Source organism: Micromonospora parva (genome assembly GCF_000718515.1).
Taxonomy (GTDB): domain Bacteria; phylum Actinomycetota; class Actinomycetes; order Mycobacteriales; family Micromonosporaceae; genus Micromonospora; species Micromonospora parva.
In genome coordinates this window covers 1-25,893 of record NZ_JNZS01000028.1, presented here as the reverse complement: position 1 = coordinate 25,893, position 25,893 = coordinate 1, and the positions used below count along the sequence as shown (strand labels likewise).

The following is a 25,893-nucleotide window of genomic DNA, read 5'->3' as shown; positions in this document are numbered from 1 at the left end:
TTCAGCGCGATGCTGACGGAAACTCCTCGAAGTACGCCTCGACCCGTTCCGCCGTCGCCGGGCGGGCCAGCGCGAACCCCTGCCCGTACCGGCAACCGCCCCGGCGTGCCCCCTCGACCTGGGTCGACGACTCCAACTCCTCGGCGACGATCTCGACGCCCAGCCGCTCGCCCACGTTGACCACCACGTCGATCAGCGGTGGTTGCCCGTCCGGCCGTGCGCCCACCAGCTCCGGGCCCACCTTGAGCAGGTCGATCGGCAGTCGGCGAAGCTGCGCCAGGGAGGCGTGCTCGGCCCGGAAATCGTCCAACGCGGTGCGCACGCCCAGCGACCGGAGCCCGGCCAACCGGGCCACCACTGTCGACAGGTCACCGGCCACCCTCGGCTCGCTCACCTCCACCACCAGCCGCTCCGGCGGCACCCCGTGCGCGGCCAGCACGGCCGCGAGCCGCTGCACGAAGTCGGGAGTGGTCAGCTCCCGGGTCGTCACGTTGACCGCCATCCACAGCTCCCGGGCGCCCACCGACCAGTCGGACAACCGCCGGCAGGCCCGATCCAGCACCCACCACTCCAACTCGCCGACCAGGTCAAGGTCCTCGGCGACCGGCAGCAGCTCGGCCGGCAGCACCGTGCCGAGCACCGGGCTGCGCCACCGCAGCAGCGCCTCCGCGCCCACCGGCTGCCCGTCGGCCAGGTCGACCACCGGCTGGTAGACGAGATCCAGTTCGCCGCGCGCCACCGCACCGGGCAGCTCGCGCTCCAGGTCGAGCCGGCGGACCAGTTGTTCCTCAAGGAACGCGTCGTACCACTCCACCCGGTCCCGGCCCAGTTGCACGGCCCGTCGCCGGGCCAGTTCGGCCTGCCGGAGCACGTCCGCCGGCCCCACCCCGCTCACCTCGGCAAGCCCGATGCTCGTCTGCACCCGCAGCATCGCGCCGGCCAGCTGGTAGGGCGGACTGAGTGCGCTCAACAGTCGGGTGCCCAGCGCGTACGCCAGCACCGGGCCGGCGGCGGTGACCACCGCGAAGCCGGTACCCGCGCACCCGGTGACCAGATCGCCGGGGGCGATGACCGCGCGAGCCCGGTGCACCGCCTCGGCGAGCACGTCCTCCCGGGCGGTCGGGCCGATCCCCTCGGTGCCGTGCAGGTCGACCAGGAGCAGCGCGCCGGCCGGCACCGGCACGTCGCCGATCGCGGCCAGGGCGTCCAGCAGGGCGGCCCGGTCACCGGGGGTGCTGCTCGCGGCCGCGAACTGTCGCCGGTCGAGCCCCGACCACGCGGGGCTGTGCTCAGGCGACCAGATCGAGTCCGCGCCGGTTCCGGGGGCCGCGACCGCCGGGGCGTCGGGGCCGCGTTCCGGCGGCGGCTCCGGCGTGCCCGGCCCGCGTGCCGGACCCGAGCGGCGGTGCCGCAGCGACCGACCGGCCGGCCGGCGATGGGCGGCCCGCCGAACGGACGTGGCCGCGTCACCGGCGCGCAGCAGCTCGCGCAGCACCAGGGGCGGCACCGCCGCCAGGGCCAACAGCACGCTGGTCCGGTCCGGCGCGCGGCCGGCGGCCAGGTGCAGACCCGTCGCCAGCAGCAGCACCGCCGCCGGGAGCACCGACCGAGGCCAGGCCGCGGCGACCGGCTCCGCCGGCTGCGCGTCGTCCGTCGCACCGGCGGCACCGACCGCGACCAGCAACATCCCGAACACCAACGGGGGTACGGCCAGCAGGGCCACCCGCCCGGCCGGTGCGGACGGGGACACGGCCAGCAGCACCAACCCGCAGAGGGTGAGCAGGACGCCGCCTCGACAGATCGCCGCACCCGAGCGCCGCCACGGCCCCGCGAACACGTTCAACGCGGCCATCCCCAACCCGCCGAGCGTCAACGCGCAACCCAGCCGAACCGGGACCGACAGACCGTCCCACGGCAGCAGCAGCCAGCCGGCGAGGGCCAGACCGACGGCCGGGCCGGTCGACTCGACCAGCTCGCGCAACCGGACCGCGGCCGTCGGCCGCGAGCGCCCGGGGAGCCGGTACAGACCGCTCGCCGAGAGGGCCGCCACGACCAGCGACCCGATCAGCACGGCGCGGGTGTGCCCGATGTCCGCCAGGGGCAGCACGACGGCGGTGAGACCGGCCGCCACCACCGCCGCGTCGAGCAGCACGCCCGCCGCGCGCGGTGGCGGGTCGGTGCCACGCCGGCTGGCCAGCCGGGACAGTCGTAGCCCGGCGAGTGTGGCGCCGGCGCCGGCGCCCAACGCGATCACCACCGAGGTCGGGACCAGGCCGGCGGCACCGGCGAGGAGGAGCAGCGCCACCGCCACGGACGTGGCGGCCTCGGGTGCCGCACGACGGGGGACGAGAACGCGGAACGGGTACGCGAGGAGCACGGCGGACGCCTTCGTGAGGGGGCACGGGGGCGGTGCGGCGGTGCGGGGCACCGGACGTTGCGAGTCCGCTACCCACGATTGACAACGATGGACAGCCGAAGTGGTTACTTGCCGGTTACTCAGGGAAAACAACGACCGGTGTCACTGTACGGCGTACTCCCGGCCGGTGGCACCGCCCGCCGCGAGCCGAAACGGCAGGAAGTGGGATCATCGGAGGGTGAGTAAGCCCGACACGGTCCGTTTCCGGTACAACCAAGCCATCCTGGTGGCCGCGATCATCGCCTTCGTCGGCGCCCTGCCGCTGGCCAACGCCCGGGCCTACCTGCTGCCGGTGCTGCTCGTCCCGCTCGCCGTCGCGGTCTGGGCCTGGCGGGCCGGCACCGACGCCGACGCGCGGGAGCTGCGCCTGCGGGCGTTGGTCGGGCAACGCCGGATCGGCTGGGAGCAGGTCCTGGAGCTGGCCACCGACCAGCGGGGGCGCGCGGTGGCCCGGCTCGACGACGGCCAGCAGGTCACCCTGCCGGCCGTCCGTGGGGCGGACCTGCCCCGGCTGGTCGCGGCAACCGGCCAGCCACTGCCGGGTGCCCCGGCGGACGCGCCGGGTCAGTAGCCGTCGACCACTGTGTTGATCAGCGGTTGCCCGGCGGCGAAGCGGCGCACCTGATCGCCCACCAGCCGGTAGGCACGCGGTAGCAACCCCCGCACCGACCCGCCCACGTGCGGGGTGAGCAGCACGTTCGGCATGGTCCAGAGCGGGGAGTCGGCGGGCAGCGGTTCCGGGTCGGTGACGTCCAGCGCCGCCGAGATCCGACCGGTGCCCAGCTCGGCGACGAGCGCATCGGTGTGCGCCACCGGCCCGCGGGCGGCGTTGACCAACAGCGACCCGTCCGGCATCGCGGCCAGGAACGTCTTGTCGATCAGGCCACGGGTCTGGTCGGTGAGCGGCACCAGCACCACCACCACGTCCGCGTCGGGCAGCAGCCGGGGCAGCTCCTCGACGGCGTGCACCCCCTGCTCCGGGCGGGCCGTCCTGGCGACCAGGGTGAAGCTCACGTCGAAGGGGGCGAGCCGGTCGCGCACCGCGGTGCCGATCGAGCCGGCCCCGATGATCAGCACCCGCTTGCCGGTCAGCTCGTCGGTAGGGGTGTGCTCCGCGTACGCCCAACGCCGCTCGGCCTGCGCGCGGACGAACGCCGGAAACGCCCGCAGCTGGGCGAGGATCGCGGTGACGACCCACTCGGCGGTGGCGGGGTCGTGCACGCCCCGGGCGTCGCAGAGCGTGACAGTCGGCGGGGTCCGGCCGGCCCAGGCGTCCGCCCCGGCGGAGAGCAGTTGCACCACCGCCAGGTCGGGCAGCTCACCCAGCACCGTCGTCCCGTCCGAGCCACCCAGGAACGGCGGCACCCAGAAGCGAACGCCGGCCGCCTCGGACGGCATCCGGTCGGTGTGCTCGAAGACCTCCACCGTCACGTCCGGGGGCAGCGCGCCCAGGAGGTTCAGGCCGGCCTGGTGCGGAATCCATACCTTCACGTCCGCCGACGATAGTCCCCGGCGGCGCGGACGGTGCGGGCACGGCGGTGAACCGGCGTCCGGGGGGGTGGCGCACGGGGTCACGGCGGGCGAGACTCAGCACAGCGAGGTTCGAGCCGGGCCTTCGCGAGGTATAAGGAAGGGTCGGAGGGCCGTCCTCCTCCGCCCGGCAGACAGGTGCACGATGACCGACGGCTCCCCCGCCTCCCCCCGGCGACCGATCGCGCCCCCCTCGGCGCTCGGCGACCCAGCGCGGTTGCGCGCGCTCGCCGACACCGGGCTGGACGCCGCTCCGGACGAAGCGTTCGACCGGTTCGCCCGGTTGGTCAGCGACCTGTTGGACGTGCCGGTGGCGCTGGTCTCGCTGGTCTCCGCCGACCGGCAGTTCTTCCCCGGCGCGGTCGGTCTGCCCGAGCCCTGGTCGCAGCGCCGGCAGACTCCGCTGAGTCACTCGTTCTGTCAGCACGTGGTGGACATCGAGGTGCCGATGGTGCTGCCGGACGCCCGGCTCTACCCGCGCGTCCGGAACAACCTGGCCATCGACGACCTCGGCGTGGTCGCCTACGCCGGGATGCCGCTGACCGACCTATCCGGCCGGGTGCTCGGCTCGCTCTGCGCCATCGACAGCAAACCGCGCGCCTGGACCGCCGCCCAACTGCGGACCCTGGCCGACCTGGCCGCCGCCTGCTCGTCGGAGCTGCGCCTGCGGATCGCACTCGACGGCGCGCAGGAGGCGCGGCGGCGGGTCGTGCAGGCGCACGAACGGCTGGAGTTGCTGGCCGGGGTGAGCGAGACGTTGGCCGGCACCCTGGACGTGGGCGTCGCCCTGCGCCGGCTCGCCGCCACCATGGTGCCGCTGCTCGCCGACTGGTGCCTGCTCACCCTGATCGGGCCGACCGGCCTGCCCCGTGAGGTGGTCTCGGTGCACCGGGACCCGGCCCGCGCCGCGGACGTCGACCGCTTCGGTGAGCTGCTGCGCACCGGGCTGGGCCCCGATTCGATAGTCCGGGCGGTGCTGCGCACCGGCCAGCCTCGGCTCGGCAGCGTGGCGTCCCTGACCGACGTGGAGCGGGGCACCATCCACCCGGAAATGGTCTCCATCGCCGGCCGGTTGGGCATCGCCTCCTACCTGAGCGTGCCGGTGCGGGGCGTCGGCGGCACGGTGCTGGGGGCGATCACTCTCGTGAACGACGGGCACCGTCAGCAGTTCGACGACCGGGACCTGCTGACCGCGGTGGACATCGGCCGCCGGGCCGGCCAGGCCGTCGGTAACAGCTCGATGTACGGCGAGCAGCGGCACGTCGCCGAGGTGCTGCAACACAGCATGCTGCCCCGGCTGCCGGTGGTGGCGGAGCTGGAGCTGGCGGCCCGATACCAGCCGGCGGCCGACCGGGTGGAGGTCGGCGGCGACTGGTACGACGCCTTCGTGCAGCCCGACGGCGACGTGATCGCGGCGATCGGGGACGTGGCCGGGCACGACATCGAGGCCGCGGCGACCATGGGCCAGCTGCGCAACCTGGTGCGGGGCAACGCCTTCGGCCGGCCCGACGCGGTCGGGTCCCTGATGAGCGACCTGGACGGCGCCATCCGTGGCCTTCGGCTGCCGATCGCCGCCACCGCGACGCTGGTGCGGATCTGTCCGCAGCGCGCCGGTGCGCACGAGGTGACCTGGTCCAACGCCGGGCATCCGCCGGCCCTGGTGGTCCGCGTCGGCGGGGCGGTCGAGGTCCTGGCCGCGACGCCGGAGCCGCTGCTCGGCCTGGCCCGCCCGACGCGGCGGAGCAGCCACTCGACCAGCCTGGCCACCGGTGACACCCTGCTGCTCTACACCGACGGGCTGATCGAACGGCGGGACCGGTCCATCGACGACGGGTTGGCCGAGCTGATGAGCCGCCTGGCCGGCACTCACACGCTGCCCCTCGGCGACCTCTGCGACCTGCTGCTCGCCTCGATCCGGCACCGCGAGGACGACACCGCGCTGCTGGCCGTACGGGCCCGCTGAGGCCGGTCCACCGGAGACCATCGGTACCCGTTGGATCTCGACGGGCCCGGTCGGGCCGCGCGGCGGGCTACCCTGGGCCGGGTGAGCGCCCGTCCCCCGTACCCTCGCATCCGCCGCCTCCGGGCGGCTCTCGCGGCGTCCTGCGCGGCGTTGCTGTTCACCGCCGGTTGCAGCTTCGGTGAGCCGGAGCCCGACCCGGCCGGCGAACCGCCCAACCTGCCGACCCCGTCCGCGTCGGCGAACCCCGGCGGCAGCGGTCAGCAGGCGGTGGCGACAGTGCTCGCCAAGGGCCTGCGGGTGCCGTGGGCCATCGCCTTCCTCCCGGACGGCGGCGCGCTGGTCACCGAACGGGACAACGGCCGGATCCTCCAGGTCGGGCCCGAGTCCGGGCCGGACGGGCTGCGGGTCCGACCGGTGCAGACCATCCCCGACGTGGCGGCGGCGGGCGAGGGTGGCCTGCTCGGCATCGCCGTCTCCCCCGACTACGCCCGGGACCGGACGGTGTTCGTCTACTACACCGCCGAACGGGACAACCGGGTCGCCCGGCTGCAACTCGGCGGGCAGCCCACACCGATCCTCACCGGCATTCCCAAGGCCAACGTGCACAACGGCGGTGGGCTGGGCTTCGGCCCGGACAAGCAGCTCTACGTCAGCACGGGTGACGCCGGTCAGCGCCCGCTCTCGCAGGACGTGAAGAGCCTCGGCGGCAAGATCCTCCGGGTCACCCCGGACGGCAAGCCCGCCGCCGGCAACCCGTACCCCAACTCCCCGGTCTGGTCCATGGGGCACCGCAACGTGCAGGGTTTCACCTGGGACGCCGCGAAGCGGATGTACGCCGTCGAGTTCGGCCAGAACACCTGGGACGAGGTCAACCAGATCACCAAGGGCGGCAACTACGGCTGGCCCGAGGTCGAGGGTAAGGCCGGCGACAAGCGGTTCACCGACCCGATCGCGCAGTGGCCGACCTCGGACGCGTCCTGCTCCGGGCTGGCCGCCACCGAGCAGTTGCTGGTCACCGGCTGCCTGCGCGGCAAGCGCCTCTGGGTGATGGAGCTGACCGACACCGGGACGCTGCTCGGTCAGCCCAGTGAGCTGCTCACCAACCGCTACGGCCGGCTGCGCGCGGTGGCCGCGGCACCGGACGGGTCGCTCTGGGTGAGCACCTCCAACCACGACGGGCGGGGCGACCCGGCGGGCGACGACGACCGGCTGCTGCGGGTGGTCTTCGCGGGCGGCGACGGCGGGCGCAGCTGATTCCGTCACCATCCGTTCAGGTTTACCAAGATCTTCCGACGGGCAGGCCAGACTTTCAGCATGGACGGGCAACGCGACGAGCGGCACGACGACGCCGATGACCGGGACGACCCGGTGACCGGCGACGATCGGACGCGCCTGGGTTGGTGGGCCGGTGCCGCCGGCCCGCTGCGCCGCCTCGGGCTGGTCGTCGCCGTCCTCGCCGTGGCCCTGGCCGGGGCGGTTCTCGGGGTGCTGGCCGGTGGTCAGGTGAGCACCGACATCGGCCCGTTCCGGGCCAACCTCAGCATCTCCCCCGCCCGCGACGGCGGCACCACCGTCGACATCCCGCCGCTGGGCGCGCTGCTGCTCGACAGCCACAGCGGGCCGACCCACCTCACCGTTCGGCTGGGCGCGCTCGACCAGGGGCGCACCGAGGCGCTGATCGACGACCCGGCCAGCATCAGCCGGGCCAGCCAGAGCGCCGTGGAGGACGTCCGCTCCGGGGTGATGCGCCTCGGCCTGCGTACCCTCGGCGCGTCGGTGCTGGTCACGTTGATCCTGGCCGGGCTGATCTTCCGCAACGTCCGGCGCACCGCCTGGGCGGGTGGGCTGGCGCTGCTGGTCACCGCCAGCAGCCTCGGCACGGCGGCGGCGACCCTCCGGCCGCAGGCCATCGAGGAGCCACGCTACGAGGGGCTGCTGGTGAACGCGCCGGCCATCGTCGGTGACGCCCGCCGGATCGCCAACGACTACACGAAGTACGCGGAGCAGTTGCAGCGCCTCGTCGGCAACGTCAGCCAGCTCTACACCACCGTCTCCGCGCTGCCGCTGTTGGAGCCGACCCCCGGCACCACGCGGGTGCTGCACGTCTCCGACATGCACCTCAACCCGACCGGCTGGCAGCTGATCCGGACGGTCGTGGAGCAGTTCGGCATCGACGTGGTGATCGACACCGGGGACATCACCGACTGGGGCAGCGAACCGGAGGCCTCCTTCGTCGGCTCGATCGGCGTGCTGAAGAAGCCGTACGTCTTCATCCGGGGCAACCACGACTCCGGCAAGACCGCCGCCGCGGTGGCCCGCCAGCCGAACGCGATAGTCCTCAACAACACCACCACGACCGTCGCCGGGCTGACCATCGCCGGCATCGGCGACCCGCGTTTCACCCCGGACAAGAACACCTCCCCGGCCGGCAGCGGACTGACCCAGCAGGTGGCCGACCAGGTGATCGGGGCCGGCAACCAGCTCGCCGTGACGATCCGCAACTCACCGCGACCGGTCAACATCGCTCTCGTGCACGACCCGGCGTCGGCCGGGCCGCTCGCCGGCACCTGCCCGCTGGTGCTGGCCGGGCACACCCACGCCCGGCAGGTGTCCAAACTGCCGGAAACACCCGGGCAGCAGCCCACCACGCTGATGGTGGAGGGCTCCACCGGCGGTGCCGGGCTGCGCGGCCTGGAGGGCGAGAAGCCCACCCCGCTGTCGATGAGCGTGCTCTACTTCGACCAGCAGAAGATGCTCCAGGCGTACGACACGATCACCGTCGGCGGCACCGGCCAGGCCCAGGTCAACCTGGAACGACGCCTGGTGGAGAACCCGAACGCCGGTGTCTCCGCCACGCCGACGCCCACCCCGAGCGGGGGTGTGCCCGCCACACAGACGCCCACACCCACGCCCACCCCGACCGGCTGAGCCCACGCCGGCCGGCGCGGACGGGTCAGCGCAGGGCGATCGCGGCCAGCGCGGCGTTGACGATGCTGCCGGGCAGCAGGTCGTGCAGCTCGTACAGGTCGGCGACGCTGCCGGACTGGCCGAACTCGTCCACGCCGAGCGGCACCGCCGGTGCGCCGACCGCCGAGCCGAGCCAGGCCATCGCGTGCGACGCCGCGTCGTGCACTGTCACCACCGGCACCCGATCGGCGAACGCGGAGCGCAGCGCGCCCGGCACGCTGGGCACCGTGGCCGTCCGTACGCCCTGTCGCAGGGTGCGCTGCCAGGCCCGGTAGAGCCGGTCCAGCGAGGTCACGTCCACCACGTGCGCGGCGATGCCCTCGTCGGCCAGCTCCGCGGCGGCGGCCAGCACCTCGGGCAGCACCGCGCCGGAGGCGGCCAGTTGCACCACCGGGGCGTCGACCAGGTGCGGGTACGCCTGGTGCGCGTCGACCAGCCGGTACGCCCCGGCGACGACCTGCCGGCGCAGCACCGCGTCGCCGAGCCGCGCCCGGGCCGCCTCGAACGGCGCCTGGTCCAGCGGTCGGGTGCTCAACCGGAAGTAGTACGCGCCGTCCTCGGCGGGCGCGGCGGTCGCGGCCGGGGCCGACCCACCGGCGATCTGCCCGAGCGCGTCGCAGAGCAGCCAGTCGAGGGTGGCCGCGTACGCCGGCTCGACGAAGGTCACCCCGGGCAGTTCCAGGCCGACCGACGCGGTGATGGTGGACTGGTGGGCACCGCCCTCGGGGGCGAGGGTGATGCCGGACGGGGTGCCGGCCACCACGAACCGGGATCCGGAGTAGGTGCCGTAGAGGAACGCGTCGAGGCCGCGCAGCACGAACGGGTCGTAGACGGTGCCCACCGGCAGCAGCGGCTGCCCGGACAGGTCCCAGGAGAGCCCGAGCTGGCCGAGCAGCAGGAACAGGTTCATCTCCGAGATGCCCAGCTCGATGTGCTGCCCGGCGGGGCTCTCGGTCCAGCGCAGCATCCGGTCCTCGGCCCAGGATCGCTGCTCGGTGGGGGCGAACACCCCGGTCTTGTTGATGAACCCGGCCAGGTTGGTGGAGGTGGCCACGTCCGGTGCGGTGGTCACCAGGTAGCGGCCCACCTCCCGGTCCCGGGCCAGGTCCACCAGCACCCGACCGAAGACCTCCTGGGTGGAGATCGGCTTGGTTGCGCGTACTCCCGTGCTCTCCGGGACGGTGACCCCCAGCGCGCGCTCGCGGGGCGCGCGGGACAGCGCCTCCCGGCGGGCGCCGGCCTGGATCCCGGCCGGTGAGGCCGGGTCGAGGCGGTCCCACTCCGTCTCGGAGGTCAGCCCCTGCGCCGCGCGCAACGCGTCGACCTGCTCGGTGCTGAGCAGCGCCGAGTGGTTGCGCGGGTTGCCGGCGATGGGCAACCCCCAACCCTTCACGGTGTACGCGAAGACGACGCTGGGCCGGTCGGTGACCGCGTCGCACTGGGCGTACGCGTCCAGCATCGCCTGCAGGTCGTGCCCGCCCAGGTCGGTGACGAGCGGGCCGAGGTCCTCGTCGGCGACGCCTTCCACGAAGGCGCCCACCTCGGCCGGGGCGCCGTCCAGGAACTGCTTGCGCAGCGCCGGCCCGGTCAGCCCGAACAGCGACTGGTACTGCTCGTTGGGCATCGCGTCGATCCAGTCCCGCAACGCCTCCCCACCCGGGCGGGCGTACGCCTCGGCGAGCCGGCGGCCGTACTTGACCTCGACGACGTGCCAGCCGGCCGCCTCGAACTGGCCCCGCCACTGGTTGATCCGGATGCCGGGGACGACCCGGTCCAGCGACTGCCGGTTGAAGTCGACGAGCCACATGACGTTGCCCAGCCCGGTGGTGGCCGGGTCGGCGACCGCCTCCCAGATGTTGCCCTCGTCCAACTCGGCGTCGCCGATCAGGGCCACGAACCGGGAGTGCGGCCGGGCGCCGAAGTGCGCGTCGACGTAGCGGCGGGTCGCGGCGGCGAACAGCGGCGCCGCCGCGCCCAGGCCGACGGAACCGGTGGAGAAGTCCACTTCGTCCGGGTCCTTGGTGCGCGACGGGTACGACTGGAGGCCGCCCCGGGCCCGCAGTCGGGGCAGGTAGGAGCGGTCCAGGTTGCCGAGCAGGTACTGGATGGCGTGGAACACCGGGGAGGCGTGCGGCTTCACCGCGACCCGGTCCTCGGCGTCCAGGTGCGCGAACCACAGCGCGGTCATCGCCGTGACCAGGGAGGCGCTGGACGCCTGGTGGCCGCCGACCTTCACACCGTCGCCGGTGGCCCGGTCATGGTTGGCGGCGTCCACGATCCGGGTGGCGAGCCAGAGCACCCGCCGCTGGATCTCGTCGAGGACATCGAGGTCGTGCTGGGTCACGGTGGCTCCATCCAGGCGTCGCCGTTGACGCCCTCGCGAGGGGTGCGGTACATGTTGATCATGAGGTTGACGGCAGTCGTCGATCTTCAAACCGCCGTCAACCTCATGATCGACTCTTTGGCGTCGGGTGGGTCTCAGCCCTGGACGCCGAGGCGCTGCAGGATCAGCTCCCGCAGGGTCTTCGCGTCGGCCTGCCCGCGGGTGGTCTTCATGACCGCGCCGACCAGCGCGCCGACCGCCGCGACCTTGCCACTGCGGATCTTGTCGGCGATGGCGGGGTTAGCGGCGATCGCCTCGTCCACGGCGGCGGTGAGCGCGCCGGTGTCCGAGACGACTTCCAGGCCACGGCTGGTCATGATCTCGGTGGGCGAGCCCTCACCGTCGACCACACCCTCCAACACCGTGCGGGCCATCTTGTCGTTGAGCTTGCCGGCGTCGACCAGCCCCTGCAGCTCGGCGACCTGGGCGGGGGTGGCACCGATCTCGGCCAGCTCCACGCCGCTCTCGTTGGCCCGACGCGACAGCTCACCCAGCCACCACTTGCGGGCCGCCGCCGGGGTGGTGCCGGCGGCCACGGTGGCCTCGATCAGCTCGACGGCGCCGGCGTTCAACACCGACTGCATGTCCAGGTCCGACAGACCCCACTGCTCCTGGAGCCGACGCCGGTGCACCCGGGGCAGCTCCGGCAGGGCGGCCTTCAGCTCGGCCACCCAGGCCGGGTCCGGTGCGATCGGCACCAGATCCGGCTCCGGGAAGTACCGGTAGTCGGTCGCCGTCTCCTTCGAGCGACCCGGGGTGGTGTCACCGGTGTCCTCGTGGAAGTGGCGCGTCTCCTGGGTGATCCGGCCGCCCACGTCCAGCACCGACGCCTGCCGCAGCATCTCCGAGCGGACCGCCCGCTCCACCGACCGCAGCGAGTTGACGTTCTTCGTCTCGGTACGGGTGCCCCACTCCGCGCCCGGCAGGTTCAGCGAGGTGTTCACGTCACAGCGCAGCGAACCCTCCTCCATCCGCACGTCGGAGACGCCGAGGGTGCGGATCACGTCGCGCAGCTCGGCGACGTACGCCTTGGCCACCTCGGGGGCGAGCGCACCGGTGCCGGTGATCGGCTTGGTGACGATCTCGACGAGCGGGATGCCGGCCCGGTTGTAGTCGACAAGCGACTCCGTCGCGCCGTGGATGCGGCCGGTGGCACCGCCGACGTGCAGCGTCTTGCCGGTGTCCTCCTCGAGGTGCACCCGCTCGATCTCGATCCGCACCGTCTCGCCGCCCACCTCGACGTCCAGGTAACCGTCGACACAGATCGGCTCGTCGTACTGGCTGATCTGGAAGTTCTTCGGCATGTCCGGGTAGAAGTAGTTCTTCCGGGCGAACCGGCACCACTCGGCGATCGAGCAGTTCAACGCGAGACCGATCCGGATGATCGCCTCGATGGCCGCCTTGTTGGCCACCGGCAGCGAGCCGGGCAGCCCCAGGCAAACCGGGCAGACCCGGGTGTTGGGCTCGCCACCGAAGTCGGTCGGGCACCCACAGAACATCTTGGTGTTCGTGCCCAGCTCGACATGGGTCTCCAGGCCGATCACCGGTTCGAAGCGCGCAACGACCTCGTCGTACGCGGGCAGTGTCGTCGTCATCTGAGCTCCAGGAGCGATCCGGACAGAACCGTTCCAGCCTAATCGGCTGGTCCGGCCACCCCGCTGCCGGGCGTCACTCGGGTGTGGTGAAGCGCCGACGCTGGTAGGCCAGCACGAGCAGAATGCCACCGACGGAGAACGCCAGGACGCCCATCAGCAGCAGCACGAGGGGCGAGCCCGCTCCGGTGAGCGGCAACCAGCCACCCTTCGACCTCGACGGCGCGGGCGACGGCTGGGACGTCGCCGGGTCGCTCTCCGATGGCGAGGCGGCCGGATCGGTCGATGCCGTCGGGGTCGGGGTGGCCGTCGGGCCGGTCGGGGTCGCCGTGGGGGTGCCCGGGGACGCCGGGGCGACGACCAGTGACACGTCCCTCGTGGCACTGGTGCTGCGACCCGTCGCCTGGACCGTGAAGGTGAACGTGCCGGCGCTGCCGGGAACGCCGCTCAGCCGACCCAACTTGTCGAGGGTGAGACCGCCCGGCAGGGCCCCAGCGGCCAGGGCGAACGCGATGTCCGAATCACCGTCGGCGGTGAACCGGAAGGAGTAGGACCGCCCCACGGTGCCGGCGGGCGGGTCGCCGGAGGTGAAGGTGGCAGCGGCCGTGGCGACCACGATGGTGGCGGCCTGCTCGTCGAAGAGCTTGTTCTTGTCGGTCATCCGCAGCGTGAACGGGTAGGTGCCCGGCGTGGTCGGCGCGCCCCCGAGCGACGTGCCCACCACCAGCATGCCCGGCGGCAGGCTGCCCGACACCACCGACAGCGCGTACGGCCCGGTGCCGCCGGTCGCCTCCACGGTGTGGATCGCGTACACCTGCCCGATGTACATGGGTGACCGGGGCTTGCCCGAGGTGATGACGACCTTCTGTTGGCGTACCTCGATCGTCGCCGCCTGCTCGCCGAAGAGACCGTTCTTGTCGGTCATCCGCAGCCGGAACGGGAAGGTGCCCGGCGTGGTCGGCGCGCCCCCCAGCGCCGTGCCCACCACCAACATCCCCGGCGGCAGGCTGCCCGACACCACCGACAGCGCGTACGGCCCGGTGCCGCCGGTCGCCTCCACGGTGTGGATCGCGTACACCTGCCCGAGGTACATGACCGACCGGGGCTTGCCCGAGGTGATGGTGACGGTGTCGGCGGCGGTGGCTGGTTGCGCGGCACCCAGCAGCATCGCGACAACCATCGTCAGGGCCATGACCGGGCGAAGCGTCCCCATCGCACATCCAGGTCTTGATCGGAGCCGCTCGCGGCCGCCAGCGGACCAGAGTTCGTCGATCCAACAGACTCGGAGCTTATTCGACCAGTGCCACTGAACGCGGTCCATCCCCTGATCGGAGATCGTCGTGTCGCCGCGACGACAGCCGCGCCCGGCGCGGTCGTGGTGACCGCACCGGGCGCGTGACGACTTCCGGTACGACGGCGGGCGACCCGCCCCCGTACCGGCGGGTCAGAGGGCCGGCGGGGTGAACGTGCCGACGGCGGACTCCAACGCGGCGGCGACCCGGTACATCCGGTCGTCGGCCATCGTCGGGGCCATCACCTGCAAACCGACCGGCAGCCCCTCGGAGAGCCCGCACGGCACCGAGATGCCCGGCCCGCCGTACAGGTTCGTCGGGATGGTGTACAGGTCGGCCAGGTACATCTGGTACGGGTCGGCGGTCCGCGCGCCCATCGGGAACGCCACCGACGGGGTGGTCGGCGAGATCAGCGCGTCGACCCGCTCGAACGCGGCGTTGAAGTCCCGGGTGATCAGCGTCCGGACCTTCTGCGCCTGCCCGTAGTACGCGTCGTAGTAACCCGACGACAGCGCGTACGTGCCGATCATGATGCGGCGCTTGACCTCCGGGCCGAAGCCGGCCTCCCGGGTCAGCGACATGACCTCCTCCAGCGACCGGTTGCCGTCGTCGCCGACCCGCAGGCCGAACCGGACACCGTCGAACCGGGCCAGGTTGGAGGAGCACTCGCTCGGGGCGATCAGGTAGTACGCCGGCAGCGCGTACGCGAACGTCGGGCAGGACACCTCGACGACATCGGCGCCCATCTTGGTCAGCGCGTCCACCGACTCGCGGAACGCCGCCATCACACCCGGCTCGGCGCCCTCGCCGACGAACTCGCTCACGATGCCGAGCCGCACACCGGTCAGGTCACCGGTCGCGCCGAGCCTCGCCGCCGCCACCACGTCCGGCACGGGCTGCGGGATCGACGTCGAGTCCATCGGGTCGTGCCCACCGATCACCTGGTGCAGCAGGGCCGCGTCGAGCACGTTGCGGGCACACGGGCCGGGGGTGTCCAGCGACGACGAGAAGGCCACCAACCCGTAGCGGGAGGTGCCGCCGTAGGTGGGCTTGGCACCCACCGTGCCGGTGACCGCGCCGGGCTGACGGATCGAGCCGCCGGTGTCCGAGCCGATCGCCAGCGGCGCCTCGTACGCGGCCAGCGCGGCGGCGCTACCACCACCCGAGCCACCCGGGATCCGGCTCAGGTCCCACGGGTTGTGCGTCGGGCCGTACGCCGAGTACTCGGTGGAGGAACCCATCGCGAACTCGTCCATGTTGGTCTTGCCGAGCATCACCGTGCCGGCCTCGCGCAGCCGCTGCACGATCGTCGCGTCGTACGGCGGGCGCCAGCCCTCCAGGATCTTCGACCCCACGGTGGTCGGCACGCCCCGGGTGGCGAGCACGTCCTTGACCGCGACCGGCACACCCGCGAGCGGGCCCAACACCTCGCCGGCGGCCCGACGCTCGTCCACCGCGCGGGCCGCGGCGAGCGCACCCTCGGTGTCCACGTGCAGGAAGGCGTGCACCCGGTCGTCGACCGCGGCGATCCGGTCCAGGTGCGCCTGGGTCACCTCGACAGCGGAGGTCTCGCCCCCGGCGACCAGGCTCGCGATCTCCGTCGCGGTCATTCTGGTGAAGTCGCTCATGCCGGTCATCTCGCTCATGCCGTCACTCCGCTCCGCTCCGCGACGCCATGAGGCACCACGGCGCTGCACCGACTATTCGCTCGCTGCCGCTCGCTCATGAGGCCACGTCCTCGCTCAGGATCCGCGGTACGCGGAACCGCTGGTCCTCGGCGTCGGGCGCGCCCGACAGCGCTTCCTCCGGGGTCAGACACGGCGTGACGACGTCCTCGCGGAAGATGTTGGTCAGCGGCACCGAGTGCGAGGTCGGCGGGATGTCCGCGGCGGCGACCTCGCCGACCTGGGCGACCGCCTGGAGGATCACGTCGAGCTGGCCGGCGAACATGTCCAGCTCCTCCTCGGTGACGGCGAGCCGCGACAGGCGCGCCAGGTGCGCGACCTCCTCGCGGGAGATGGCGGCCATCCGTGCCCCCTTCTGAATTCCTGCTGGTCGGGCGGTGTGCCGGCCGCGCGACAGGTGGAGCGTGACACGCGGTGACCGCAGCGAGTCTATTGTTCCGCTCCGGTGCCGCGTCCCCGACTCCCCCTCCCCCGACCTCGTGCCGGGTCAGCGGGTGGGGCGGCGGGCGACGTCGGGCTGCGGGTGCCCGCCGGTCGGGCGGACCGGCCGGTACCGGGCCAGCCAGATGACCAACTCCTCGGCCGGCATCGGCCGGGCGTAGAACCAGCCCTGGGCGGCGTCGCAGCCGGCGGTGTGCAGCATCCGCCAGGTCCGCTCGTCCTCGACACCCTCGGCGACCACCCGCAACCCCAGCGCGCCGGCCAGCTCGATCATCGACCGGACGATCGCCGCGTCGTCGGCGTCGTCGGCCATGCCGAGGACGAACGACCGGTCCACCTTCACCTCGGACAGCGGCAGGCGGCGCAGATGCTGCAGCGAGGAGTAGCCGGTGCCGAAGTCGTCCAGCGAGATGGCCACCCCGATCCGGTGCAGCTGGGAGATGGTGGCCAGCACCCGGCGCGGGTCGGCCATCAACGCGCCCTCGGTGATCTCGACCTGCAACCGCTCGGCCGGCACCCCGTAGCGGGCCAGCCGGTCGGCGATCTGATCGGCGATCTCGCCGGTGTGCAGGTCGCGCACGCTCACGTTCAGCGCCGCACGCAGGCCGATGCCGGCCGCCGACCACTTGGCGAGCTGCTCCACCACGTCGTCGACGACCCGACGGGTCAGCAGTCGCATCACGGCGCTCTGCTCGGCGACCCGGATGAGTTCCTCCGGGTCGACCATGCCCCGTCGGGGGTGTCGCCACCGCAGCAGGGCCTCGACCCCGACCACCTCACCTGTCGCGATGGCGATCTGCGGCTGGTAGTACATGGTGATTTCCCCGGCGTCGTCGGCCGGTTCGTCGTCGGCGTGCGCCCACCCGGTCGGTTCGAGCGGCTGACCGGGCGTACCCGGCCCGGCGTCCCGGCGCGCCCCGCCACGTCCCCTGCCCACCGCGCTCCCGTTCGGGGACCGACGGCCGTTCCCACCCCCGGCGCGCCGCTCCCGGACCGAGCCCGAACGGGTGCCGTCGACGGTGGCCCGGGCGTTGCGGCCCCGGATCGGGTCGGCACCGGTGGCGATCTGGTTGATCAGCTCGTCGGAGTGCAGCGGCTCGGCGTCGGCGCGTCGACGGCGTACCCACCACCGACCACCGTGCCGCGTTGCCGTGACGACCGCCGGGTCCGCGGCTGACGCGGGCCGGGTCGCCGCCGCGCTGGGCAGCGCCGCCCCGTCACCGCCGCGCACCTCCGCCGTCGCGACAACTGGTACGTCGACAGCCGGCTCGGGGTCGACCGGCGGCTCGGCGTCGACAGCCGGCTCGGCGACCGGCGGCTCGGTGTCGACCGGCGTCTCGGCCGACGGGCTGACCTCCAGCACGCGGCGCAGGTCGGCGAGGAGGCCGAGCCGCTCGGCGGAGTTGTGGTCGGACTCCGGGGCGTACACGGCCACCGTGTCGTTGCGGTGTTTGGCGTCGTACATCGCCACGTCGGCGTGGCGCATCAGGGTGGCGAAGTCCTCGCCGTGCTCGGGGAAGAGGGCGATCCCGATCGACCCGCCCACGTCCAACGGCAGTCCGTCGAGCGGCACCGGCTCGGCCAGCGCCTGGACGACCCGGTCGGCCAACTCCCGCGCCTGACCGACGTCGCTCAGCCCGGTCATCACGATGGCGAACTCGTCACCGCCGAGCCGGGCGATCATCTGCGGCCGGGGCTGCACGTCGGTGAGCCGGGCGCTGACCTCGACCAGCAGCCGGTCACCCACGGCGTGCCCGAGGGCGTCGTTGACGTTCTTGAAGCGGTCCAGGTCGAGCAGCAGCAGCGCCAACTGCCCGTCGGGTTCACCGCGGGCGGTCCGCTCGGCGTGCACGTGCACCTGCTCCGCCACCTCGGCGAGCAGGGCCTTGCGGTTGGGCAGCCCGGTCAGCGGGTCGGCGGCGGCGAGGTGCTGCTGCTCGTTGGTCAGCCGCGCCATCCGGTAGACGGCGAAGAGCGGCACCAGCACCAGCGGAATCAGCGCGGCACTGACCCGCGCCGCGGCGACCAGCACCGGGGCGAGCAGCAGCAGCGAGCCGGTGGAGAGCAGCTCGAAGCCGAGGCCCTGACGGACGGTGGGCCACCAGCGATCGCCGAAACGCAGCCGCACCGCCCAGCTGACCAACCCGTAGTTGACGACGAACCAGACCAGCGCGGCGCCGCCGACAACGGCCACGTCGGTCCAGTGCAACCGCCCCCCGGAAAAGATCGTGCCCGACCCGAGTTGGATCACCCCGTACGCGGCGGCGAGGGCGCAGGCGTACTGGCCGACGTTGAACGCCGTACGCCACGCGGCGTGCCGCATCCGCCAACCCGAGACGACCACCCCCACCGCCTGCACCACCACCGCCGGGCCGAGACCCCAGCCGAGCAGGATCGCGAAGGTGAAGCAGGTGGACGGGAACACCGCCGACGTCTGCCGGCGCCCCGGTGGCACGAACGGGCGCGCGTCGCAGACCACGGCGAGCGCGGCCATCGTCCAGAACGCCACCGGCAGCCGGGGCAGGTCGTCGGGGAGCGTCGCGAGTGGAACGGCGGCGGTCAGCGCGGCGACCGCCAGGATGCTGGCGACGAAGGCGGCGAACGGTGCGACCCGTCCCGCAGGAAGCGAGTTGCGTGGGTCGGCGACCTCCACCACACCTCCCGACCGACCATTGGCGTGCCGGTGCGCACGCCGTGACCCAATGAAACGCCCTCGGCCCCCAGTTTCCCGGTATGACAGTCACGAATCGGTCGTAGTCGTAATTAAGTTGGTATACGCGGCCAGTCGCCGTCGCCAGCCGTCGGCGGGGTCAACCGCCCAGCTGAGCGACGTCCCGCGCGGCGTCCGGGCCCGCGTCCAGCAGGAGCCGGAACCCGTCCTCGTCGAGCACCGGCACCTTGAGGCTGGCGGCCTTGTCGGCCTTCGAGCCGGGGTTGTCCCCCACCACCACGAAGCTCGTCTTCTTGGAGACGGACCCGCTGACCTTGCCGCCCCGGCTCTGCACGGCCTCGGCGGCCTGATCGCGCGAGAACCCGGCGAGGGTGCCGGTCACCACCACCGTCAGCCCTTCCAGCGGGCGCGGACCCTCGTCGACCGCCTCCTCGGCCATCCGTACGCCGGCCTCGGCCCACTTGCGGACCACCTCGCGGTGCCAGTCCACCGCGAACCACTCCCGGATGCTGGCCGCGATGGTCGGACCGACCCCGTCGACGGAGGACAACTCCTCCTCCGAGGCCGCGTCGATGGCGTCCATGGAACGGAAGTGCCGGGCGAGCGCCTGGGCCGCCGTCGGGCCGACGTGCCGGATGGAGAGCGCCACCAGCACCCGCCAGAGGTCCCGTTCCCGGGCGACCGCGAGATTGTCCAACAGCTTGGTGGCGTTGCTGCCCAGGCTGCCGTCCTTGTTGACGAAGAACGGCGACCGGGACAGCTGCTCGGCGTCGAGCTGGAACAGGTCGCCCTCGTCGCTGATGATCTCCGCGTCGAGGAGGGCCGCCGCACCCTTGTAGCCGAGCACCTCGATGTCGAACGCGCCCCGGCCGGCGAGGTGGAACACCCGCTCCCGCAACTGCGCCGGGCAGCTGCGGGTGTTGGGGCAGCGGATGTCGACGTCGCCCTCCTTCGACGGCGCGAGCGGGGTGCCGCAGGCGGGGCAACTGGTCGGCATGACGAACGGCCGGGCGTCGACGGGCCGCAGGTCGACCACCGGGCCGAGCACCTCGGGAATCACGTCGCCGGCCTTGCGCAGCACCACCGTGTCGCCGATCAGCACACCCTTGCGCTCCACCTCACGGGCGTTGTGCAGGGTGGCGAGCGCGACTGTGGAACCGGCCACGCGCACCGGCTCGAGCACGGCGAACGGAGTGACCCGGCCGGTGCGCCCCACGTTCACGTCGATGTCGAGCAGCTTGGTGGTGACCTCCTCCGGCGGGTACTTGAAGGCGATCGCCCACCGTGGCGCGCGACTGGTCGAGCCGAGCCGGCCCTGGATGGAGACCGGGTCGACCTTGACCACCACCCCGTCGATCTCGTGCTCGACATCGTGCCGGTGCTCGGCGTAGTAGGCGATGAACTCGGCGACACCGGCCAGGTCGGGGACGACCCGCCACCGGTCGCTGGTGGGCAACCCCCAGGACTTGAGCGCGGCGTACGACTCGGACTGCGCCGTGGGCTGGAAGCCCCGGCGGGCGCCGATGCCGTGCACCACCAGGCGCAGTGGCCGGGTGGCGGTGATCCGTGGATCCTTCTGCCGGAGGCTGCCGGCGGCGGCGTTGCGCGGGTTGGCGAAGGGTGCCTTGCCCTGTTCCACCAGACCCGCGTTGAGATCGGCGAACGCGGCGATCGGGAAGTAGATCTCGCCCCGGACCTCCACCAGCTCGGGAACGTCCGGGAATTCGGCGGACGGGGTGAGCTGGCTGGGCACGTCCCGGATGCTGCGCACGTTGGCGGTGACGTCCTCACCGGTGCGCCCGTCGCCGCGGGTGGCGGCCCGGACCAGTCGACCCTTCTCGTAGGTCAGGTTGATCGCCAACCCGTCGACCTTCAGCTCGCACAGGTAGGGCACCGGGCCGCCCGCGTCCCGTTCGACCCGCTCGGCCCAGGCCGCCAACTCCTCGTCGGCGAAGGCGTTGTCGAGCGACAGCATCCGTTCGGCGTGGGTGACCGGGGTGAAGTCGGTGGAGAACGTGCCGCCCACCCGTTGGGTCGGCGAGTCGGGCGTCCGCAGCGCCGGGAACTGGGCCTCCAGCGCCTCCAGCTCGCGCAACTGCCTGTCGAAGTCGGCGTCGGGGATGGTCGGCGCGTCCAGGACGTAGTAGCGGTACTGGTGCTCGGTCAGCTCCTGGCTGAGGGCGGCATGCCGTTCCCGGGCCTGCGGCGTCGGCTCGGCCCCGGCCGCTGCCTCCTGCGCCGCGCTGACCTGCTGACCGATCTGCTCCTCGGACACACCGCCACCTTCGGACACGCCTGCGACCTCCCTGATCACGCTACTCCGGCACGGTATCGGGCCGGTGGGACAATCCGTCGCCCGCCCGCGCCGGGAGCGACGTCGCCCTCAGCCGGGATGCCCGGTGGGTGTCGACGAACCGCCCGACCACCCACCACCAGATGATCAGGTGAGGCGCGGGGTGATCGGGCAGCCGCGGTGTGGTTGGCGGGCGGCACGGGCCACGACGTGCAAGGATCGCCGGACGGTGCGACCGGCGGGTCGCCGGGAGGCGGAGGTACGGATGCCCGAGGCACTGCTCTGGGCGGTGGCGATCCTGCTGGCGGTGGCCGCCGGCTGGGCGTGGAACAGTTGGCGGCACCGGGTGACCAACCGACGTCCGGGCGCCCGGCCGGGTCGGGCCAGCACCGGCGGGCGTCGTCCCAGCCCGCCACGCCCCCGGGGCGGCGAGCGCCCGTCCACCCCGTCCCGCCGCCGCGACGCCGACCGGCACGACGACACCCCCGCGCCCGGTGAGATCTGGTGGGCCGACGTCCCGTACGCCGACGGCAGCGGGTCGAAGGTACGCCCGTGCCTGGTGCTGCGCGCGGACTCCAAGGGCGCCGACGTCCTGAAGATCACCAGCCAGGACAAGAGCGACCGGGACGACCACGTCCGGATTCCCACCCGGGACTGGGACCCCGGCGCGGAGCACGACAGCTACCTCAGCCTCACCGAGCCGATCCGACTCAACGCGGCCGCCTTCGCCGACCACGCCGGCCGCTGCGACGCCGACCTGTGGCGGAAGGTGCGCAGCCTGCGCCACCTGCCCACCACCTGACGCCTCTCGACCGCCCCTGCGGCGCGGCCGCCGGCCATGATCGACTCGGGTTCCTGAAAGTCGCGGTGTCCCGAGGCCCCGGATGCCCCGGTTTTCAGAATCCCGAGTCGATCAAGCCGATGAACCACGCCAGGCAGGCCAGACCGAGGCCCAGACCAAGCCAGGCCGAGGCCCAGACCAGGCCGAGGCCGAGTGGGGTCAGTCCCAGGCTGCGCCCAGGGTGGCGAGCTGGTCCGCGTACTCGATGCGGTCGGCCCACTCGCGCGGCCAGGCGCTCATGCCGACGGCCGCGCCCAGGAAGGCGCCGGCGAGGGCGGCGATCGAGTCGGAGTCGCCGGCGGTGGTCGCCCCCCGGGCCAGCGCCGAAACCGGATCGTCGGCGTGCCGTACGGCGCAGAGCAGCGCGGTTGCCAGCGCCTCCTCGGCCACCCAGCCCTCGCCGGTGGCCCGACACGGGTCGGCGCCGTCGTCCGGCTCGGCCAGGGCGGTGGTCAGTCGGCGCAGCACTGCCAGGCAGTCGTCCCAGCCCTGGGCGATGAACTCCTCAGGGGTGTCGGAACCGGCGCGCTGCCAGAGGTCTCCCAGCCACCGCTCCCGGTAGACCAGGCGCTGCGACAGCGCCCGCTCGGTGAGCACCGCGGGAAGCTCGGTCAGCGGGACGCCGGTACGCAGCGCGAAGACCGCGTACGCGGTGAGTTCGCTGGCGGCCAGCCCGGTCGGGTGGCCGTGGGTCAGCCCTGCCTGCAACTGGGCCAACCCGGCGAGCGTGTCGAGGTCCGTGTCGAGCAACCCGACCGGGGTGACCCGCATGTTGGCCCCGCAACCCTTCGAACCGACCACTGTCGCCTCCTGCCAGCGCGTCCCACGGCTCAGTTCGGCGCAGGCGCGCAGGCAGGTCATGCCCGGGGCACGGTTGTTGTCCGGGCTGACCGCCCAGGTCAGGAAGCGCCGCCGCAGCAGTGGCTGCACCGCCTCCGGCGTGAACGACGGCGTCTCGTGCAGCGCCCAACCCACCGCCAGCGCCATCTGGGTGTCGTCGGTGACCAGCGCCGGCTCGCCGGACAGCTCACGCGGGCCGGCCGGGCCGTACCGGCGCTGGATCTCGGCGACGGTCAGGAACTCGGTCGGCTTGCCCAACGCGTCACCGTAGGCGAGGCCGAACAGGGAGCCGGAGGCGCGCAGCGCGGAGGTGTGGATCACGGCGGCCATCATGCCCGGCCGCCGCAACCCACCGCGGGCTCAGTCCCAGCAGAGGCAGAACGGGTGGCCGACCGGGTCGGCGTAGACCCGGAACCCCTCGCCCTCACCCGGCAGCCGTCGGGCCCCGAGCGCCAGCGCCGCCTTCTCGGCGGCCTCGATGTCGTCCACCGTCACGTCGAGGTGGAACTGTTGTGGGCGCTCCGGGTCCGGCCAGGCCGGCGGCCGCAGGTTGAGCGCCTGTTGGAAGGCGAGACGTGGCTGGTGACCGGGCGGACCGCCCAGCACCACCCAGTCGTCTTCGGCGTCACCCTCGGCGAAGGGGATGCCGAGCAGCTCGGAGTAGAACGTCGCCAACGCCCGCGGATCCGGGCAGTCGAGCACCACTGAACGCAGCTGTCCAATCATGACCGTCATCCTGCCCAGCCGGTACGACAGGAAACCTCAGGCTTCGGCGAGGCGCCGGCCGGCGTCCCGGCACGCGGCGAGCACGGCCCGGGCGTACTGCGGGGTCGCGCCGGCGAGGCCACAGGCCGGGGTGACCACCACCTGCTCGGCGAGTTGCCGACGGGGAAAACCGAGGCGGTCCCAGAGTTGGCGTACCCGGTCGGCGATCTGGGCGGAGGTCGGCGCGCCACCGGCCGACGGCGGCCGGGTCGGCGCGGCCCCGGCCAGCAACCCGAGGCCTGCGTCGAGTGCCTCGCCCAGCGGGTCGAGGTCGGTGACCAGGTCCAGGTCGAGGGCGACAGCGACGGCACCGGTCGAGCGGATCAGCTCCAACGGCACGTCCGGGGCGCAGCAGTGCACCAGCGTCGGCACGCCGACCGCCTCGACGACGGTGCGCAGCAGGGCGGCGGCGTCCACCGACTCGACCGCCCGGTACGCGCCCAACCCACTCTCGGTCGGCACCCGCCCGGCCAGCACGGTCGGCAGTGACGGTTCGTCCAGTTGCAGCAGCACCGACGCCTGGGGCAGCCGGCGGGCGACCGCCGCGACGTGCGCGCGCAGCCCCTCGGCGAGGGAGCCGGTGAGATCGCGGACCGCGCCGGGATCGCGCAACAGCCGGCCACCGATCGGCAGCTCCAGGGAGGCGGCCAGCGTGAGCGGGCCGGCGGCCTGCACCTTGAGCGGCCCGGCGTACCCCTCGGCCTGCTCGGCGAGCTGGTCCAGGTCGCGTTCCATCAGGTCACGGGCCCGGCGCAGGTCGCGGCCCGGGCGTGGGGCGACCCGCCACCGCCCCGCGTACACCTCGACGGGCAGCTCGACGAGCAGCCCGGCGGACCGGCCGATCATGTCCGCTCCGGGGCCACGGGCCGGCAACTCGGGCAGGTGGGGCAGCTCGGGAAGCTCACCGAGGACCACCCGCTGAGCCTCGCCGATGTCGGTGCCGGGCAGCGAACCAATTCCGGTTGCCGCGCCGGCCGGCCATTGCCACGCCTGATCTGTCACGGGCGAAGGCTATCCCGCGAACACCCAGGCCGTGCGGTCAGCCGGTGATGGTCGCGGAGCCGAGGACCACGTCGCCGGCCGGGTCCGGCCGGTACGCCACCACGGCCTGACCGGCGGCGACGCCGCGTACCGGTCGGCGCAGCTCGGCGTGCAGCCGGTCACCGTCGAGGGCGACGGTCGCCGGCACCACGTCGCCGTGCGCGCGCAACTGCACCTCGCACTCGACCGGCGCGTCCGGACGCGCGCCGCCGGTCCAGACCGGACGGACGGCGTGCACGTCGGACACCTCCAGCGCCTCGGCCGGCCCGACCGTCACCGTGTTGGTCTTCGGGGTGATGGAGAGCACGTAGCGCGGTCGGCCATCCGGGGCGGGCCGGTCCAGGTGCAGCCCGCGACGCTGCCCCACCGTGTACGCGTACGCGCCGCTGTGGCTGCCGACGACAGCGCCGGTGGTGGCGTCCACCACGTCGCCGGGCGCCTCACCGAGGCGACCGGCCAGGAAGCCGCGGGTGTCCCCGTCGGCGATGAAGCAGATGTCGTGCGAGTCCGGCTTGTCGGCCACCGCCAGGCCACGCTCGGCGGCCTCCGCGCGGACCTGCGCCTTGGTCGAGTCACCGAGCGGGAAGATCGACCGGTCGAGCTGCTCGCGGGTGAGCACGGCGAGCACGTACGACTGGTCCTTGGCCAGGTCGACGCTGCGTCGCAGCAACCCGTCCGCACCGAGGCGGGCGTGGTGCCCGGTCACCACCGCGTCGAAGCCCAGGGCCACCGCCCGGTCCAGCACCGCCGCGAACTTGATCTTCTCGTTGCAGCGCAGGCAGGGGTTCGGGGTACGACCGGCGGCGTACTCGGCGACGAAGTCGTCGACCACGTCCTCGTGGAAGCGGTCGGCCATGTCCCACACGTAGAACGGGATACCGATCACGTCGGCCGCCCGTCGGGCGTCCCGGGAATCCTCCAGGGTGCAGCAGCCGCGCGCCCCGGTCCGATAGGTCTGTGGGTTGCGGGCCAGCGCCAGGTGCACGCCGGTCACGTCGTGCCCGGCCGCCACCGCCCGCGCCGCCGCCACGGCCGAGTCAACCCCACCCGACATCGCCGCCAGAACCCTCACCGACGCACTCCCTTTCCCGTCCCCACCCGTTCCCCCACGACAACCCTATCCACCACCCCCGAAAACCCCACCCACCCACCAGCCCGCGCAGTCACCCCCGC

General features: G+C 73.1%; 18 protein-coding genes. 5 read left to right on the top strand and 13 right to left on the bottom strand.

Features of this window, described 5'->3' with window-relative positions; genetic code table 11:
* Position 1: 1 nt before the first annotated feature.
* The gene (locus IF22_RS0128170) at positions 2-2,377 is read right to left on the bottom strand and encodes a GGDEF domain-containing phosphodiesterase (protein WP_030337193.1); all 2,376 of its coding nucleotides are present in this window, start codon (positions 2,375-2,377) and stop codon (positions 2-4) included.
* Between the two features lie 217 nt (positions 2,378-2,594).
* Between IF22_RS0128170 and IF22_RS0128165 the strand changes: the two genes are divergently transcribed.
* A complete protein-coding gene (locus IF22_RS0128165) occupies positions 2,595-2,987 on the top strand; it encodes a PH domain-containing protein (protein WP_030337191.1) in 393 nt (130 codons plus the stop codon).
* On the opposite strand, the gene IF22_RS0128160 is transcribed toward IF22_RS0128165, so the two are convergent.
* Positions 2,981-3,907 (bottom strand): 2-hydroxyacid dehydrogenase, encoded by a 927-nt coding sequence (locus tag IF22_RS0128160; RefSeq protein ID WP_030337189.1) that lies wholly within the window; start codon positions 3,905-3,907, stop codon positions 2,981-2,983. The two genes, IF22_RS0128165 and IF22_RS0128160, sit on opposite strands and share 7 nt — an antisense overlap.
* Positions 3,908-4,091: 184 nt before the next feature.
* Here IF22_RS0128160 and IF22_RS0128155 point away from each other — a divergent pair, with 184 nt between their 5' ends.
* The 3 genes from IF22_RS0128155 to IF22_RS0128145 all read left to right on the top strand — a co-directional run bounded on the left by IF22_RS0128155 (position 4,092) and on the right by IF22_RS0128145 (position 8,837).
* Positions 4,092-5,909, top strand: a complete 1,818-nt coding sequence (locus IF22_RS0128155) for a SpoIIE family protein phosphatase (protein WP_051708835.1) — start codon at positions 4,092-4,094, stop codon at positions 5,907-5,909.
* Between the two features lie 81 nt (positions 5,910-5,990).
* Positions 5,991-7,163, top strand: coding sequence for a PQQ-dependent sugar dehydrogenase (locus IF22_RS0128150; protein ID WP_030337187.1), 1,173 nt, complete (start codon positions 5,991-5,993; stop codon positions 7,161-7,163).
* 60 nt (positions 7,164-7,223) lie between these two features.
* Positions 7,224-8,837, top strand: a complete 1,614-nt coding sequence (locus IF22_RS0128145; protein ID WP_030337185.1) for a metallophosphoesterase — start codon at positions 7,224-7,226, stop codon at positions 8,835-8,837.
* A 25-nt stretch (positions 8,838-8,862) separates the two neighbouring features.
* Here IF22_RS0128145 and IF22_RS0128140 read toward each other — a convergent pair whose 3' ends face one another.
* From IF22_RS0128140 to ligA, 7 genes are all read right to left on the bottom strand, one after another.
* Positions 8,863-11,220, bottom strand: coding sequence for a transketolase-like TK C-terminal-containing protein (locus tag IF22_RS0128140; RefSeq protein WP_030337183.1), 2,358 nt, complete (start codon positions 11,218-11,220; stop codon positions 8,863-8,865).
* A 134-nt stretch (positions 11,221-11,354) separates the two neighbouring features.
* Positions 11,355-12,854: an Asp-tRNA(Asn)/Glu-tRNA(Gln) amidotransferase subunit GatB gene (gatB, locus tag IF22_RS0128135; protein WP_030337181.1), complete on the bottom strand. Its 1,500-nt coding sequence runs from the start codon at positions 12,852-12,854 to the stop codon at positions 11,355-11,357.
* A gap of 73 nt (positions 12,855-12,927) precedes the next feature.
* Positions 12,928-14,064, bottom strand: coding sequence for an Ig domain-containing protein (locus IF22_RS0128130; RefSeq protein WP_030337179.1), 1,137 nt, complete (start codon positions 14,062-14,064; stop codon positions 12,928-12,930).
* A gap of 231 nt (positions 14,065-14,295) precedes the next feature.
* Positions 14,296-15,771, bottom strand: coding sequence for an Asp-tRNA(Asn)/Glu-tRNA(Gln) amidotransferase subunit GatA (gene gatA / locus IF22_RS0128125; protein WP_030337177.1), 1,476 nt, complete (start codon positions 15,769-15,771; stop codon positions 14,296-14,298).
* Between the two features lie 94 nt (positions 15,772-15,865).
* Positions 15,866-16,171 (bottom strand): Asp-tRNA(Asn)/Glu-tRNA(Gln) amidotransferase subunit GatC, encoded by a 306-nt coding sequence (gene gatC / locus IF22_RS0128120; protein ID WP_030337175.1) that lies wholly within the window; start codon positions 16,169-16,171, stop codon positions 15,866-15,868.
* A 144-nt stretch (positions 16,172-16,315) separates the two neighbouring features.
* Positions 16,316-18,922, bottom strand: coding sequence for a putative bifunctional diguanylate cyclase/phosphodiesterase (locus IF22_RS0128115; RefSeq protein ID WP_051708839.1), 2,607 nt, complete (start codon positions 18,920-18,922; stop codon positions 16,316-16,318).
* A 157-nt stretch (positions 18,923-19,079) separates the two neighbouring features.
* On the bottom strand, positions 19,080-21,215 hold the full coding sequence (gene ligA, locus IF22_RS0128110; protein WP_030337172.1) for an NAD-dependent DNA ligase LigA: 2,136 nt from the start codon (positions 21,213-21,215) through the stop codon (positions 19,080-19,082).
* 283 nt (positions 21,216-21,498) lie between these two features.
* Here ligA and IF22_RS0128105 point away from each other — a divergent pair, with 283 nt between their 5' ends.
* On the top strand, positions 21,499-22,035 hold the full coding sequence (locus tag IF22_RS0128105) for a type II toxin-antitoxin system PemK/MazF family toxin (protein ID WP_030337170.1): 537 nt from the start codon (positions 21,499-21,501) through the stop codon (positions 22,033-22,035).
* Between the two features lie 198 nt (positions 22,036-22,233).
* Here the strand turns inward: IF22_RS0128105 and IF22_RS0128100 are convergent, their stop codons facing one another.
* From IF22_RS0128100 to mnmA, 4 genes are read right to left on the bottom strand one after another with little or no spacing between them, the layout of a single operon-like run.
* A complete protein-coding gene (locus IF22_RS0128100) occupies positions 22,234-23,244 on the bottom strand; it encodes an ADP-ribosylglycohydrolase family protein (RefSeq protein ID WP_425339858.1) in 1,011 nt (336 codons plus the stop codon).
* A 30-nt stretch (positions 23,245-23,274) separates the two neighbouring features.
* Positions 23,275-23,640, bottom strand: coding sequence for a VOC family protein (locus IF22_RS0128095; RefSeq protein WP_030337166.1), 366 nt, complete (start codon positions 23,638-23,640; stop codon positions 23,275-23,277).
* A gap of 36 nt (positions 23,641-23,676) precedes the next feature.
* Positions 23,677-24,681, bottom strand: a complete 1,005-nt coding sequence (locus IF22_RS0128090) for a uroporphyrinogen decarboxylase/cobalamine-independent methonine synthase family protein (protein ID WP_030337164.1) — start codon at positions 24,679-24,681, stop codon at positions 23,677-23,679.
* Between the two features lie 37 nt (positions 24,682-24,718).
* On the bottom strand, positions 24,719-25,792 hold the full coding sequence (gene mnmA / locus IF22_RS0128085) for a tRNA 2-thiouridine(34) synthase MnmA (protein ID WP_036412479.1): 1,074 nt from the start codon (positions 25,790-25,792) through the stop codon (positions 24,719-24,721).
* Positions 25,793-25,893 lie beyond the last annotated feature (101 nt).